Here is a 16,030-nt window from a genome sequence, read left to right as displayed (position 1 = left end):
TTGTGACATTGATCGGCAAGCGGAGTTCACTGCCTGAAAATTGTTACCTCCCAGGCATCAGCTCAGCCTTGATCCGCTGGGCACAACGCAAAGTCAGAAGCAAAAGCATCATCGTAGGGTTTGCACCACCACCTGTCGGCAAGACGGACGTTGAGCAAACAGAAACATCTTGAAGGGCGAATACCCGAAGCTCACGATCAACCACGCCATCAGAGGGATTGTAAGCCATGCGAGTTGAGCCCGTCGGATGATATATCCCGCCACCTGATTTCATATCGATTGCGACATCCTCTGATGCCCGCAGGTCGAGTTTCGCAAGATGCGCAATCTCACTTCGACGCCAACTATCCTCAATGGCATCCGTTGCTCGCTGCATCGCGGCTACTTCCCGCTCACCAACAGACCAGTGAATAGAGGCGAGCGGCTGACCAAACACGTCTTTGAACTGATCGGACAAAGCTATTTGGTTCGACCGGTGCGCTCCTTGGTCGATCACCATGTGCATGTCAAGTCGACTTTCGTCAGGGTAAAGTAGGCGCTGATGGACCAAGCGCCACCAAACCGCACGCAGAAACCATGGCAACCCACGCAGGAGGTGCACGAAAACCATACTACTTGGAAGCTCACGCCGCTGCATCGACCGCAAGAGATCGCGGAGTGCCTCAAATCCGCTAGAATCTCCAGAAAAAGCAATGTGCGCGAAGCACGCGGGCACAACAGTACGCAATTGGGATTGAGGAGACAGTTCAAAGCGTAAATTTCGCATTACTCCGCCACGTTCAAAGCGAAACCCGACCAATTTATTGAGCTTTGGTCTGTTCGAAACTTTGAGCGTTGCTACCTTTGCAGACAGGTGGTCCTGAAAGTAACATCCGAGGCTGGAGCTCATTGAAGTGATCATGCCATTCGATACACGGTCTATGAGAAGTAGGATTCTAGTGCTCTCGATCGCACCGGCCGCTATAACTGTATGCAGGGGACGAACAACAACTTTGCCACCATTCAAAGCCTGAGCCTCGACCTCCGCAAGCCTCCCTCTATCGATCCCGAATCTCGTTGCGGTTGCATTGATAATTATCTCCAGCATTTTCGCTGCCCTCGCGCGACGATGCAAAAGAGTGTAGACGTTCCGCCGCGAAAACCGAGGCCATTTCGCTAATCGAGCGACGTGGTCCTCTCCCATGGGCGTAGTGCCATCTTCATAGGAATTGTTAGAAAATCCAAAAAGCCTTTCAATATTAGTAAGAAAAGGGCTAAGATCATCCCATTGAACGGGCCAAATGCTCGGATTAAGATCAACGGGCTGAAACGGAATAAGCGCTCCACCCCAGCGCGTCGAACTGCCGCCTAAGCAACGGAATCTGCCGTATTCAGCTCCAGCATAGGGCTCGCCCAGTTGATGTACTGCATTTAAGGGATGCGTCTCGCCTCGTTGTTCCTCGGCGCCAGATTCTAAGCAGACGACACGCAGGCCTGCTTCGGCTAGGGTTACGGCGAGTATAAGCCCTGCAGTACCTGCTCCTACAATAAGAACATCTGCTTGTCGCTCAAGCTTCTCCCCTGACACCTTTAAGTCAAATATCAAATTACTTTCTCCAATATCTCCGCGTATTGCCTAATCCGTTCCTTCTTTTTCGTACTAACTATAATAGCTCCTGTCGTATTACGCCGCAGCGCACCGCGAAGTATCTCATCAACAGAACGGGCTGGATTTATCGACAACGCCGACGAAACGTATCCGTATGTTATTTGCAACGGCCGCTCATATTTAAGAAGAACGTCGGCCTCCTCTCCATCTAAGCTGTCTAGAACCTGAACCAAATGAGATAGGCGATCGGCGCTGTCCAAGAACGGTACAAGTTTACTGGCTGTCGACGCGAGACCAAAGCTGCCAATTCGACCTCTTGACACTTCGCATTCCAGCCAGCGCTGCCATTCTTCGGATCGGACACAGGCAACGTCAGGCTCGTGCAGCAAATAGATTTCAATATGATCCGTTCGCAACCTAGATAGGCTAGCCTCCAGAGCCACCATGGCGCGTTTCAATTGAAAATCGACCGTGGGGCGCGAAATAGACGGAAATGCTCGACCAGCCGCTTTTCGCAGGAACACTGTTGACTGCCAACTATCTTCACCGCCAGGCGAGTATATCCCCACTTTCGTTGTCACTGTGAATTTCGTCCCGGCAGCGCGAAGAGCGCCAAGATCCCGCTCAGCCCAACCAAAACCATAGTACGGAGCAGTATCGAAGTGTGACAATCCCGCCTCTACGGCTGCGGAAAGCAAGGCAAGACGTTTCTTACGTGGCCCCGCATTAAACAATGATGCAGTTCCGAAAATTAGCCTCGGCACAACAACATTTGTCCCCGGAATATTGACGTTTCGAATTCGGGTATCTGGCGCACGAGTCATACTTACTGATCCCTGTATTCACGGGAAAACTGGGCACGAGTTTTAGCGGGTTTGGCTGGATTTCCCACATAGACCGTCCATGGCGCCAAGTCCCGAAAAGTGACCGCGCGGGCAGCTAAGACAGCCCCCTCACCGATGGTTACGCCTGGACCCAAGAAAGCTTCGGCGCATATCCAAGCATCTTTCTTAATCTTGATCGGGCGTGCCATCAGGCTAAAGTTCGGCCCATTGATGTCATGTGTTCCTGTGCACAAGTGCGCGCGCTGCGACACTACCACATTGATCTCTAAAACAATGGGGCCAACGCAATAGCATTCGACCCCCGGCCCTAGGCTGCTGTACGCACTCATCGTAAGATTAGAAGGGTCCCAGATTCGAGCTGAGCCATATACCTTTGCCGTCGGGTGTACATTCGCCCCGAAAATTCGCAACAGCTGTAGCCGCCAAGAATGAAGGGGAGCGGGTGTCCAAGCCGCAAGCGTGAACCACGCTATTCGCCAGAGTGCCCGAAACAGCCGATCTCGTAAAGAGAAGGTGGGGCCGCCAAGAATTGGATTGTCGTTCATTCTTTGCTACAATGAGCCCTTATTCTCAGGAGCCTCAAACACAAAATCGCGCGGAGTTGTCAAAACATGTTTCATTACGCAGTGTGTTTGGCTTCCGTCGTATAGCTAGAATCAGCTAACGCTTAACCGTGTCAGTGGCGCTTCATATGTCAATTGTTAACAGCGCGACCTAGCTTTCACATAAATCATCACAACGCTGCCTTGGATAGGGCTTTTGAACGAAGATCATCAGTGTCCCGGAGAAAAATGCTGGCATAATTCGATGTATGAAGTCCATAATGTTATACATGTACTGTCGTCCACAATGATAGGACGGCTCGGAACGATAGATGAAGCTCTCGTTATCCCATCCAGGGAAAAGAACTGCTATGTTTTTCAAACGGTTCATTTTATAGCGTTTCGGAAAGACGTCCTCTGACTTACGTCCTGGCTGTGCTCGTGAGAGCATGGCACTCTCAAATCGGTTGGGCAACAGACGAGAGAGCAATGCTACATAGCAGTATTTATGGGGAGTCCGAGCGCAAAACCACCCGCCGGGCTTTAAAACCCGCTCAACTTCATCGATAAATGACTTGGGATCATCGACGTGCTCTAAAACAAAATCGCATATTATCAAATCAACTGCGTCAGGTTGCAACGGGATATGGCCTTCTTCGATAAGAACTGCGCTGTCGCAAGCCCGATTATTCATCACCACGGGATCAACGTCCGCCGCAATCAGGCTCCTAACGTAGCCCTTCATTTTACGGAGGCTTGATACAAAATCCTGGCGACCATCTTCGAACCAAGCTGCACGGCCAGCGCCGAGGTCAAGAACCGTCATGTCGGAAGTAGCTAAGGACCGTATTCGAAGATAGAAATCTAGAGTTCCATCTCTCGTACTGAAGCCACCAATCATAACAGTTCCGTTCTTATCGCCTGTTGCAATTCTCAGATTCCAGCTGCCGCTTGTGTATGATCCAAGCTTTGCATGGAATGACTTGTGCTAACTGATGCCCAATGGGCCAAATCGAACCGCATTGCGTGGGCAAGCCCGCTGACCTTGGCCGAACGGATGGGACAACTGGCGCTTCATCGTTTTCCGAGGCAAAGTACGCTCCAAGGGCGGAGTGGTCCCCGAGTGATTACAGTCATCGATGCTCCCCGCAATCTCGTGCGCCTGTTCCGCGGGCGTTCGCTTCAATAGCGTGGCCGCTGAGCCAATTATTCATGACCTTTTCGCTTCTCCAGTTGGCGATCGCCAACAACACTCGACAGCAGCATCAAGATGGTCACCTGAACGAACGCTGTCCCGAAGTCCCCGCATCATAGGCTGACCTACGCTCAGTCGTCTTAGCCCGACAGCACAAATCGCGACATGGCATTTGAGCCGACCTTACCATATCGCAAGGCGAAGAGACACCGAGGTTCAACGCACTCTGGCCATCTTCCACCTCGCGGTCGCCATAAACTCACCATCAATGTCAATAGGCTTTTCGTTGACATTTATCCGGCCTGTTCTTTTACCCCCCCGTACCCACTGGCATTGCCAACCCGTGCAGTCGAAGGAGCGCGTGCCGGCGTGCAGCTTTCAGATCTTCTGTCATCATCTCGCTACACATTTCTCGCGCCGAAATCTGCGGTATCCAGCCCAGCTTCTCGCGGGCTTTGGTTGGATCTCCCAGTAGGGTTTCCACTTCCGCCGGGCGGAAGTACTTCGGGTCAATCTGAACCACTACCTGGCCCACACGGAGCGCCGGTGCCTTTTCGTTGTCGACTGCAACGACAGTCGCTGTCTCGTGAACGCCTTCGCCTTTAAAAGAGAGCTCAACGCCGATATCGGCGGCCGCCCACGTAATGAATTCGCGCACGGTGTATTGTCTTCCGGTGGCAATGACAAAATCCTCGGGTGTCTCCTGCTGAAGCATCATCCACTGCATTCGGACGTAGTCTTTGGCATGGCCCCAGTCACGCAAACTGTTGATATTTCCCATCCAGAGGCAAGACTCCAGCCCATGGGCGATATTCGCAAGTCCACGCGTGACCTTTCGCGTAACAAACGTCTCACCCCGACGGGGACTTTCGTGGTTAAATAGGATGCCGTTGCACGCGTACATCCCATACGCCTCACGGTAGTTTACAGCGATCCAATAAGCATACAGTTTAGCCACAGCATAGGGGCTGCGCGGATAAAACGGGGTGGTTTCTCGCTGAGGACTCTCCTGGACAAGGCCGTAGAGCTCGGAGGTCGACGCTTGATAAAATCGACACTTCTTCTCAAGACCCAAGAAGCGGATAGCTTCCAGCATTCGAAGCGTACCAATGGCATCTACATCGGCTGTGTATTCTGGTGCTTCGAAGCTGACAGCAACATGACTCTGCGCCCCCAGATTATAGACTTCATTTGGCTCGACCTCGCGCAATATCCGCGTCAAATTAGACGAATCGGTTAGGTCTCCATAGTGTAATTTGAGGCGAGGGCTCGGCCGATGAGGGTCTTCATAAATGTGATCGATTCGCTGAGTGTTAAGCATCGAAGCCCGGCGCTTGATACCGTGAACCTCATAGCCTTTCTCTAACAACAATTCAGCAAGATAGGACCCATCTTGCCCAGTTATTCCAGTAATAAGAGCGCGTTTAGGCATGACTATTCCTTACCCTTTACTGAAAAACTGGCCGAGTTTACCAATATTCTTAGAAACTAGGGTGCGGATGCCACCGATCCCATTTAGCCTTAGCGCACGATAGTCCTCATAGCTTTTTCGCAGGATGCGCTCAAGCGAGCGATTGCTCTCCCCACCAACTCGCATCTTTACTAGAACCTCTGGTATCCACACGGCGGAAATATTACCTTTTCCGAAATACCGTAGTATGCTGTCATAGTCTGCTGCGATCCGATATGTTGTGTCATAGCCTCCCCACTTCTCGATCACATGGCGTTTGAGAAATAGTGCAGGATGCGGCGGCATCCATCCCCGTCGAAGACGAGAAGGATGGTATTCACCAGACCTCCAGCGGCGAATTACCCGCGACGTGTCCATCGCGGACACGTAGTCCAGATCACCATAGACGGCGTCGGCGCCGCTGCTTTCAAAACACTGCGCGACCCGCAAGAGTACATCCGGGTGTGCGAGGCGGTCATCTGAGTGAAGAAGCCCGATAAAGTCCCCCGTACTGCGTGCGAGTGCCCGATTTAACGCATCATAGATCCCATGGTCCGACTCACTAACCAGATGCTGTTTTGGGCCAGCGTAGTTGTTGAGAATCCGAAGCGTGCCGTCAGTTGAACCTCCGTCTTGAACAATATGCTCATAGTCATCGTACCGTTGCTCCGCTAGACTTTCAAGCGCCTCGGCCAAAGTAGCCTCGCGATTCAACACCGCTGTAATGATAGAAAATTTCACCTTGTTCTGACTCATTTCCACTTCGATGACATTTGACTCAGCCACAACTACGCCCCGGCACGTCGACCTAGATACTTCAACATTCTTACAATTACACGATTATATCGAGAACCGCCCGGATTGCCGTAGGAGCGTCGACTTTTTCCCGATCCATATATCGCCGAACCTCCAATAGCTTCATATCGACGAGGAAGCGGTACCAAAAGCCTTGCAAAAGATGAAACGCCAGACCGCAGCGACCGTCTAGAACTCCAAATCGGAATAGATATCGGTAAAGAAAATACAGAAGAGCACGCCCTCCTCCCGGCAGCCGGGCGTAGACTTTTTCCTTGAACCAACGCTTTATACCCGCCTGACCGCCATTAAGGCCTGCCACAGTGTCATGAACGGCGAACCCATACTCCAAGTTTAGGAGGTCAACGACCTCACGGCTAGCGTACGAGTTATGCTTGTCAGTCCACCAGGTTAATGAATTTCGATTATCATCAAGTATTTCGCCATGAAATTCTTCAACTTCTCCCTTGACCTTGATATGTTCGTCCATCCAACGATCTTCGCAGCGGCCAGCGCCATGACGAAAGATGCGAAGGACCCGTATTGGGAACAATCCGCCATAGCGGATGGGCTGCCCCAAAAACGTCATGCGACGTCCAACGTTCACCCCAACAATATCCGCACCCAAAGTCCTCAGTCGCACCTTAATCTCGTGAGCGAGATCAGGCATAATGATCTCATCAGCATCTAGACGCATTACCCAGCCCGTGCCCAGTGGGAGCTGGTCCAAGGCCCAATTAAATTGAGTTGCGTAATTTCGCCATTGATTCTCCCGGACTTCTGCTCCTAGACTTTTAGCGATCGAAACTGTGCGATCCGTAGACCCGGAGTCAACGACAAAAATCTTCGTTGCCAACCCTATCACAGACGAAATTGCCCTTGCGATGTGTCGTTCTTCGTCGCGAGTTAGAATAATGACGGTTAACATTTTGAAGAAATACGCCGGTCGTTATTGGTGCCACTAGCTGCGTTGTGCGCCCATATTGTCTCATAAAGCGCTGCGAAAGCCTTGCCGGAAGCCGCCGGAGAGAATTCTTCAACAACCCATCTGCGTCCGATCAGTCCCATCGAACGCAAATCTCTTTGCGATAGCTCAGTTATCGCTTTCGCAATATCTCCATTTTCTGGCTCAATGCAAAGGCCGCAGCCCCTACTTTCCAGTTCCTTCCAAGGCGTTGCAGTTGTCGTAAGCACGGGAAGTCCGTGGGCTAGAGCCTCGGCAATAGCGATACCAAAATTCTCTGCAAATGTGGGCAGGACAAACAAGTCCGCCTCTGCAAACGCGGCAAACTTTGCGGCGCCGTCTACATGCCCCCGCAATCTTACTCGTCCACCGAAAGTGGCTGCCCTCTCTGTCAAGTGAGCAACATACACTGGATCTCCGGTCCCATAGATATCAAGGCTGACTCGCTCCGGCAATTGCTCCATCGCCGACATCAGCCGGTCCAACCCCTTCTTTGGATGCAGCCGACTAAGAAAAATGAGACGAAGAGCTCCATCAATCGCCTGAACACGGTTCGGCTGCGGCGGAATATCGACACTGTTCGGAATTACCACTACTGGTAGCCCGGGCATTGCACTCGCAGTCGCAGATCGTTCCTCTTCGGCAGTTGTGTGGATGAACGTGATTGGCGGACAGATACGCCGAGCAACACTTTGAAACAGGCGCTTAAGTCGTTTTCTAGGACTTTGGGCCCATTGTTCGGTCGCCTGTATAGCTCCTCGCGGAGACCAGACGACCGGCTTCCGGAAGAGCCTAGCAAGAAATAGGGTTGGAATTGTTGGAAAGCTATAAGTCGCGGTCAGATGCACGACATCGCACCGTCGTATTGCCGGGATTAGACGAAGGAGAATTTCCAGCGAAATGCTATGGCCAGCCACTCTCCGGGCATAATGAACACTGTATCCAAAATCTGGTCTCGACACTGCGCTGACTCTGTCCGATACATTCAACCCTGCAGCGTCTGTTGTTAGTACTTCAACTTTCATCCCGGGAGTCTTGGACATAGCGTCGCAAATTGCCAGAGTAGAGAAGATTGGACCACCCCAGAACGTGGCGGGGTAATAGCATGGCGTGACGTGAAGTATATGAAGTTGACTCCCCTTCCTAATGATCGGCCTATCACCCCTGCAAGGCGCGAACGAAAGAGCGCTAGACTTTTCAAGGCGAGCGATCACCGTGCGCCCTTTAGCATAAATAATAATGTCGCGACAGTCACCCTAAAGCCAATATATATCGACAGGCTACCTAAAATATTGGTCTGAAAGAACCCAAGTACGTCCATTACTGCCATCTTGTATGCGACCAAAACCAGAGGAAGATATATGAAATTCTTGCTTTCCATGTAGAAATACGACTGTCTGGTTAGCACCCCTAGAATGAGCCCCGTGCATGCGGAGATCAGCGCGACGCCCGCCCAGCCCATCAACCAGTATCCTTCCCCAAAAATGGTAATGGCTACGCGCCCAATCGTATCATCATTCCTTGACACAGTTCGGTTAAATATCTGACCCGGGCTAACGAGCTCGGGCTTATCAGGCCACAGAACCCGCGGAATCAAATACGCTAAAGGCGAAACGAGCCAATCTGTGCCCATGCCTGCATCGTATAGCTCCATTGCCCTAATTTGCGGTCCAGCATAATTCAACCTAACCCACCAAAGCTGATCTGGAAGCGACATAAGATCGACTAGGGTAGCTTGATCATGACCTGCTTCGCTGATGCTTTGAAAAAAGATACGAACTCGCTGCTCAAGGGGGGCTTGATCCTCAATGCCGCTATAGCTGTAAACGGCCTTTCGGGATGAGAGATTCACATTCTGAGTGGCGGAGAACAAGACCCCAGCAAATACTAGCCATATCGCCAGGGACTTGAAGCTGCGCTTGCCTAGGAACGTTCCTAGCGCTGGCATCAGCACAGCGAACATGACGGTCGTTTTCGAGAACTCTAATAGGCAAAGCCCAAGATATGGAACCCAGAGAAAAGGAAACATCCACCTCATGGTTCGATCACCGCGAGCGGCCATGAACGCCATCAGAAAAAAGCCAAGGTCCGGCACCTGGGCCAGATTACTCAACATACCAGGCACAACCCATTGCACATACCCCCACCGCGCAGGGATGAGCACTCCGTATTTCAGTGCGAGCCCGCCGAGAACAAACGTGAGAGAGATTACGCGGGCAGGAAGAGCTGACGCAGCCCGCCCCTTAGGGAACTCGCCATATCGAAGAGAAAATCCGAAGTTCAAAGCCGTAAGAAGCACGGTCGCGCCAAAGAAAGTAAGGACGTCGGCCCGCAACTGACCAGCTTCTCCTGGGTGGTAGAGCCCAAGCGCCATAAAATACTGCGTACTGTCGTCAGACAATATTGTAGAGAGATTTCCAAAACCAAAAAAAACTGCGCAACAGACCATAAATCCGATTGCTGGCGAGAACATCAGATCAGGATTATATCGAACCACGCGCCACACTATTAAAGCGAATCCGGCAATAACGGCTAAATGCCCTGGCAATAGAAGAGCCGTAAGTGTGTAATCTGTACAGCCATTTCGACATAATTGCGAAACAAGCAAAAAATATATTAGAATAGATCCAGAAAGGACTGCGCCCATCGAAACACTACGCTTGATACAGCGTAGGCTTCCGTTCAACCGGATCTTTTGCACTGGCGTTCTCTTGTCCGAGTCTGATGCGCCGGCAGCCATCTGTGCGAGAGAAGCGGAAATGGTTTCAGCCCTCCAGCATGCTGGAATAAATGGTCTGGTGCTTAGCTCGGAATGCCTGATAATCAAACCTCTCTTCCGCGACTGCGCGGGTTTCACGCTTAAAGTGAACCTCGTCTGCTTTCAGCAAATCCACAATGGCGGCTACAAGCTGTGCAGGGCTTCTCGGAGAAACAACTCTGCCATTACGATGGCCATCGATCGCTTCCTTTGACCCGTCCTCATCACCAACGACAATCGGAACACCACAGGCCATGGCTTCCAACGGACTCAGAGGGATGCCTTCTCCTCGGCCCTGTCCAAAGTCACTAACCAAACTGAAAACATCTGCATAGCGATAAATTCCAGGCAAATGCGCTTCGTCAACTGGACCAATGAAGGATACCAATTCCGCTATTCCGATTTCACGCGCGAGTTGTTCAAGGCGCGGGCGATCATCCCCCTTTCCAGCTATGACCAGCCGCGCTTCTGGCACTTGGGCACGCACAGCGGCGAAACTTTCGATTAGACGATCAAATCCTTTGTGCGCCGCCCCCTTTGCAAGCCGGCCCAAGCTCATGACGATCCGGTGAAACTTAGGGTTTGGCAACCCATAACGCTCAACGAGAATCGGATCACGCGGACCCGGCTGGAAGCGCTCCAGATCTACGCAATCCCAAATCACTTTGGGTTCTTTTGAATGCATTCGATGCGAAATCACGTAATCTGCGGTAGCATGACAATCAGCAATGATCAGATCATGCTCCCGCATCGCTCGTAATCTCTTATCAGAAAGCCCGCTCCATAGTTCGAGACCGTAGACATTAAGCAGCGTTTTGGCTCCTGAAACTTTTCCAAGCTGGCTAATCAGGGGGGAGAAATTGACGTGCGCGGAGTGAATCAACTGGGGGCGCCAAAGAAGTGCATCACGGGTTAGCCGTAACGCCATGGAAAAGCGATCCGACGCGGTGGCGGTTCCATTCGAGCCGTTCCAGTATGTACCGACAGGATCTTCAAAACCCGTTCCATCAGGCCCTGTCAGCGAATAAACCCGCACATTCTCCTCTCCTAAGATATTGCGCAAAGCCCTTATCTGATAGCGGGAATACCTGCTTATCCCCCCCTTATCAAAGCAACCCGGCGTTACGAATAAGACCTTACACTCTCTCATAGGATATTGTTACCCGTCGCGCCACTTCGATCGATTTCACGCAATATACTTTTTACGGGTGCGCCATAAACTGTATTTTTTTCTACTCTCCCCATAACGACTGAACCCGAAGATATCCAAGCACCTTCCCCAATTTCGGTTCCTGGAAGAAGCACTGAATTCAGACCTATTGCTGTGTTGCGGCCGACACGCACCGAAGCTGAAATTAAAGACTGTTCGTCGATCGGAGCCATAGAAGAAAACTTGTAAATCTTCCGGTCTGTGGGATCTGCCAAATTACGGTAGTGATGCGAGAGAGAGTAAATTTTGCTCCCACTCGCTACACTGCTATCTGAGCCGATAGTGAGCCCACCGTGCCCCTGCAAGACGACAAATGGTGAAATATGACAATTGTCACCGATCCTGACCTCGCCCTCCCTTACCCCGTCAAGCTCAGCTTTGCGGAAGAACGCTCCCCGATTGGGGTTCGGCTTGCCCGCCAGTATAACGACATAATTATCGATCCAAGTGTTTGCGCCGATTTTTACCCAACCCGGGTTTACGATGCGAACCCCACAATCAATTACTACGCCAGAACCCATCTCAGCGAGTCGGAGGCGGTAATAACGATTCCTCAACGATCGGCCAACCGCTCCGGGAATGTTCGAAATCAACGCCTCGACAAAGCAGAACAATAACGAAAAAAGCTGCTGAGACATTAGGTCACCAGCCGCGCTGGAAATGGTCGATCAGCACGGAGCAAATCTCATCGAGATCGCTCGAAGTATAATCCGCAGAAGTTGGCAAATTGATTCCGCGGGCGGACGCAGCATGAGAAACGGGTGTATCGGCGTCATCCAAATAAGGCATATCTGACATCGGAAAGAAATACGGTCGAGTATCGACCCCGTCTCGCCGCAGCCGCACGATTAGGTCATCCCGCGCTTCACGATTCATCCCCTCTACCTCTAGACAGACCATCCAGTAGGCGTTGGTAGCGTTTGGCAGAGTCCGATTCAATTGAATCCCGTTTACTCCAAATAGGCGGCTTTGATAACCAGAGAAAAGCATACGGCGGCGCTTGAGAAAGCTTTCAAGCTGCTCAAACTGCGCGCATCCGATCGCAGCCTGAAGATTCGTCATGCGATAATTGTACCCCAGCATATCATGCCAGTAACGTCGTTCACTGGACATTGCATGGTCTCGTAGGTGGCGACAGCGCGACGCAAAGGCATCACTGTTTGTCACGATCATTCCGCCCTCACCAGTGGTCATATTCTTATTCGCATAAAAGCTAAAGGTCGCTCCATGCCCGAGACCACCGACGCGCTGACCGTCAAGAGTGGCCCCATGCGCCTCTGCGGCATCCTCGATCACGAAAAGTCCATGCCGCTCTGCTAAATTCATGAGATCGATCATAGCCGCGGGATGCCCATAAAGATGAACAGGGATAATTGCACGTGTCCGTCCCGTGATTCTTTCCGCCGCAGATTCCGGATCCATACAGAGTGTGATCGGATCAACGTCGCAGAATACGGGCTTGGCACCGGCCATCAGGACGGCATTTGCTGTTGCTATGAAGCTAAGGTCCGGGACGATAACTTCATCCCCAGGGCCTACTCCGGCACTTATAAGGGCTAAATGCAGCGCTACGGTACCGTTACTGACCGACACCGCGTGACGAACACCACAGTAGTTGGCAAATTCAGTCTCGAGACGAGTCACGTAAGCGCCCAAGGATGAGATCCATCCCGATTTCACAGCGTCCGTTACATATTTAAGCTCGTTACCGCGCAAGGACGGCCGGGAAACAGGAAAGAACTTCTTCTCTGACATAATTGCTCCGGTCTAGAGTTCCACACTAATAATAATTATCGCGTCATGTGCCGAGATGCTAGTATATCGCAACGAATTCCAATGCGTCTTCGAACAGCCAACCAAGAGAAACTACTGATGGAAAGTGCCGTCAAGCTTGCAGCGACGGCGGTTCCAACGGCTCCGAACAACATACTAAATACACCCATGCATAAAAGCCCAAAAGCTAAACTACCCGCGGCTATTAGCGAATTCAGATGAGACTCTCCGCACATGTTAAGAATCGTAGACGACGACCCCACAAAACTAATTGTCAAGCATGGTAGCAGAAGGACGCATGTAACAGTATATATTCCAGAATACGCCACCCCAAACAGTACCTCGATTAGGCTGTGACCAAATATTACTATAAAGATTGAGTAAGCAGCGGCCGCAACAAATGATGAACGGGATGCGTGGATGGCAAGGGTGGACAAAATTGCCTTGTCATTGCGCGCCCAGGCAGCTGCTGCACGAGGCATCAGCATGCTGACTACGATGGAATGGAGATTGGCGGGAATAGCTCCAATAAGAGCGGCTACTTTGTATTTTCCAACGTCTGCGATCGGCACGAAAGCAGAAAGGATCACTACATCAGCGGCCGATTGCACGATCCCCAAGACGCCGATCAAGGCAAAAGGCGGAAGCTGACGCAGCCATGTTCCAATCTGCCCCCGGCGAACTTCAAAACCGCAAGGTTTTGGCTGCGTTTGACTAATAAAATACCTACTTAATAGAAGCGATCCGATGCAACCAAGAAAAAACGCGATAAGTGCCATCTCGACGCTTCTGGAAGAGGCAATAAAAAGAATCGAAGCGGAGAACAGAAGAAGCATTGGCTTAATAATGCCGTCGGAAAATTGAGCCTTCACAAGCAGGCCGCGCCCACTTAGAATGGCCAACGCACGCTGCTGCAATGCCATTGCAACGGAAATGGCTGCTGCCATGCCGATCACAGGTTCAAGGCCGCCTGTCCTCGATATAGCTTCTGGCGAGCACATAATGACGGCCCCCCCTATAGCAAAAACTGATGACGTCGACAAAATCAACCTGAGTGAAAAACGCTCGATCGCAGACGCTGTTCTCATTTCTCCGCGTGCGTAATTGGCAGCAATCTCTCGGACAATCAATGTCGGCAATCCTAGATGGAGACCTAAGCTCAATGCGCCACAAATCGCGATTACGAATGCATATATGCCATAATCAGCGGGACCTAGGTATCGCGCTAGAACAGTTACTGTTAAAAATCCGGCTCCGATGTTAAAGAATCTAATAAGCAGTAATGAACCGCCTTCCGAGACCATTCGATTTGGCAAAGCTTTCACAATGTCATACAGCACTCTTCCAGCTACCTTCCTTTGCAACACAACAACTCTTAATGTGCGGCCGAAAGATCGCTTGTGCTTCTTCCGGACAATATCCTGTAAACAGGTCCACACCAAGTGAACCAAACAAATTAGATCCGATTTGATGACAACATGGCAGAATCGAACATAGACCTCGTGTCGCCTCGGCCAACACTGGAATATGCAATGCCGTGCTTCATAACTTCTTCGCCACGATAGACGTTGCGAAGGTCAACCATTACTGGCGTCGCCATAAGGACACGAAGCCGTTTCAGATCCAGCGACCGGAACGCATTCCACTCGGTGACGATGACGATCGCGTGCGCGCCGTCGGCCACCGCGTAGGCGCTTTCCCCGAATTCAATGCCCTCGATCATCTTGCGCGCCTGCTCCATGCCGACCGGATCATAGGCCTTGATAGAAGCGCCCGCGTCCTGGAGTGCCTGAATGATGGCCAATGAGGGGGCATCGCGCATGTCGTCGGTGTTCGGCTTGAACGTAAGGCCGAGGATACCGATCGTCTTGCCGCGCACAGAGCCGCCGCAGGCCTCGACCACCTTGCGCGCCATCGCCCGTTTGCGCTGGTCGTTTATCGAGACCGTCGTTTCAATCAGGCGCACGGGGCTTGCCGCGTCCTGCGCGGTCTTGACCAGTGCCAGCGTATCTTTCGGGAAACAGGAACCGCCATAACCCGGCCCCGCGTGAAGAAACTTTGCGCCGATGCGATTGTCCATGCCGATGCCGCGCGCGACGTCCTGCACATCGGCACCCAACCGCTCGCAGAGATCGGCAATTTCGTTGATGAAGGTGATCTTCATGGCCAGAAACGCGTTGCCGGCGTATTTCGTAAGCTCAGCCGTACGCCGGCTCGTGTAGAATATCGGCGCGACATTCAGCGAGAGCGGCCGGTAGATCTCGCCCATGACCGCTTTTGCCCTTTCGGCATCGGTCCCGACAATGATGCGGTCGGGCCGCTTGAAGTCCTCGATCGCCGATCCTTCGCGAAGAAATTCCGGATTGGAGACCACCGCAAAATCGGCGGTGGGATTTTGCTCGCGGATGATGCGTTCCACCTCATCGCCGGTCCCCACGGGAACGGTCGATTTCGTCACCACGACCGTAAACCCCTTGAGCGCGCGACCAACTTCGGCGGCCGCGTCATAGACGAAGGACAGGTCGGCATGGCCATCGCCACGCCGTGATGGCGTGCCCACGGCAATGAAGACGACATCCGATTGAGAAACAGCATCCGCCAGATTGTCGTCGAAACGCAAGCGGCCTTGCGCAGTGTTGGTGGTGACGAGGTCGTCAAGCCCTGGCTCGTAGATCGGTATCTTGCCGAGTTTGAGCATGGCAAGCTTTTCCGCATCCCGGTCGACGCAGCAGACCTGATGGCCAAAGTCGGCGAAGCAGGCGCCCGAGACGAGCCCTACATAGCCGGCACCAATCATTGTTATTCGCATACAGCGTACCCTCAATCAGCGCCGACGAGACGATCTCGCCACACAGCGCCTAGTCCCACCGAAGAACGGCTACCGCACTCCCGGGTGAAAACCCGAGAGCC

General features: G+C 52.0%; 14 protein-coding genes. All 14 read right to left on the bottom strand.

What is annotated here, in order from left to right; translation table 11 throughout:
* Nucleotides 1-43: 43 nt before the first annotated feature.
* On the bottom strand, nucleotides 44-1,585 hold the full coding sequence (locus NKH41_RS21900) for a GMC oxidoreductase (RefSeq protein ID WP_352933986.1): 1,542 nt from the start codon (nucleotides 1,583-1,585) through the stop codon (nucleotides 44-46).
* Nucleotides 1,582-2,412, bottom strand: a complete 831-nt coding sequence (locus NKH41_RS21895) for an aldo/keto reductase (protein WP_352933983.1) — start codon at nucleotides 2,410-2,412, stop codon at nucleotides 1,582-1,584. Before NKH41_RS21895 ends, NKH41_RS21900 begins: the two co-directional genes overlap by 4 nt.
* Nucleotides 2,413-2,414: 2 nt before the next feature.
* Nucleotides 2,415-2,978, bottom strand: a complete 564-nt coding sequence (locus NKH41_RS21890) for an LbetaH domain-containing protein (RefSeq protein ID WP_352933980.1) — start codon at nucleotides 2,976-2,978, stop codon at nucleotides 2,415-2,417.
* Between the two features lie 169 nt (nucleotides 2,979-3,147).
* A complete protein-coding gene (locus NKH41_RS21885; protein WP_352933977.1) occupies nucleotides 3,148-3,876 on the bottom strand; it encodes a class I SAM-dependent methyltransferase in 729 nt (242 codons plus the stop codon).
* 604 nt (nucleotides 3,877-4,480) lie between these two features.
* Complete coding sequence (gene gmd, locus NKH41_RS21880; RefSeq protein WP_352933974.1) at nucleotides 4,481-5,602, bottom strand: GDP-mannose 4,6-dehydratase; 1,122 nt, start codon at nucleotides 5,600-5,602, stop codon at nucleotides 4,481-4,483.
* Between the two features lie 9 nt (nucleotides 5,603-5,611).
* Nucleotides 5,612-6,406 carry a glycosyltransferase family 2 protein gene (locus tag NKH41_RS21875; protein ID WP_352933971.1) on the bottom strand — a complete coding sequence of 265 codons (795 nt, stop codon included), beginning with the start codon at nucleotides 6,404-6,406 and terminating at the stop codon, nucleotides 5,612-5,614.
* A 46-nt stretch (nucleotides 6,407-6,452) separates the two neighbouring features.
* Nucleotides 6,453-7,343 (bottom strand): glycosyltransferase family 2 protein, encoded by an 891-nt coding sequence (locus NKH41_RS21870; protein WP_352933968.1) that lies wholly within the window; start codon nucleotides 7,341-7,343, stop codon nucleotides 6,453-6,455.
* The gene (locus NKH41_RS21865) at nucleotides 7,337-8,593 is read right to left on the bottom strand and encodes a glycosyltransferase (RefSeq protein WP_352933965.1); all 1,257 of its coding nucleotides are present in this window, start codon (nucleotides 8,591-8,593) and stop codon (nucleotides 7,337-7,339) included. Before NKH41_RS21865 ends, NKH41_RS21870 begins: the two co-directional genes overlap by 7 nt.
* Nucleotides 8,590-10,080 carry a hypothetical protein gene (locus tag NKH41_RS21860; RefSeq protein WP_352933962.1) on the bottom strand — a complete coding sequence of 497 codons (1,491 nt, stop codon included), beginning with the start codon at nucleotides 10,078-10,080 and terminating at the stop codon, nucleotides 8,590-8,592. The genes NKH41_RS21865 and NKH41_RS21860 overlap by 4 nt, the downstream gene beginning before the upstream one ends.
* Before the next feature lie 64 nt (nucleotides 10,081-10,144).
* Nucleotides 10,145-11,173 carry a glycosyltransferase family 4 protein gene (locus NKH41_RS21855; protein ID WP_502906036.1) on the bottom strand — a complete coding sequence of 343 codons (1,029 nt, stop codon included), beginning with the start codon at nucleotides 11,171-11,173 and terminating at the stop codon, nucleotides 10,145-10,147.
* Between the two features lie 110 nt (nucleotides 11,174-11,283).
* Nucleotides 11,284-11,985, bottom strand: coding sequence for an acyltransferase (locus NKH41_RS21850; protein ID WP_352933956.1), 702 nt, complete (start codon nucleotides 11,983-11,985; stop codon nucleotides 11,284-11,286).
* Between the two features lie 4 nt (nucleotides 11,986-11,989).
* The gene (locus NKH41_RS21845; protein ID WP_352933953.1) at nucleotides 11,990-13,102 is read right to left on the bottom strand and encodes a DegT/DnrJ/EryC1/StrS family aminotransferase; all 1,113 of its coding nucleotides are present in this window, start codon (nucleotides 13,100-13,102) and stop codon (nucleotides 11,990-11,992) included.
* 35 nt (nucleotides 13,103-13,137) lie between these two features.
* Complete coding sequence (locus NKH41_RS21840; protein WP_352933950.1) at nucleotides 13,138-14,460, bottom strand: oligosaccharide flippase family protein; 1,323 nt, start codon at nucleotides 14,458-14,460, stop codon at nucleotides 13,138-13,140.
* Nucleotides 14,461-14,576: 116 nt separating this feature from the next.
* Nucleotides 14,577-15,929: a UDP-glucose dehydrogenase family protein gene (locus NKH41_RS21835; protein WP_352933947.1), complete on the bottom strand. Its 1,353-nt coding sequence runs from the start codon at nucleotides 15,927-15,929 to the stop codon at nucleotides 14,577-14,579.
* Between the last annotated feature and the right edge of the window lie 101 nt (nucleotides 15,930-16,030).

It is taken from the genome of Mesorhizobium sp. M1169, from assembly GCF_040318345.1.
Classification (GTDB): Bacteria; Pseudomonadota; Alphaproteobacteria; order Rhizobiales; family Rhizobiaceae; genus Mesorhizobium.
This window is presented reverse-complemented; position numbering and strand designations above follow the sequence as displayed.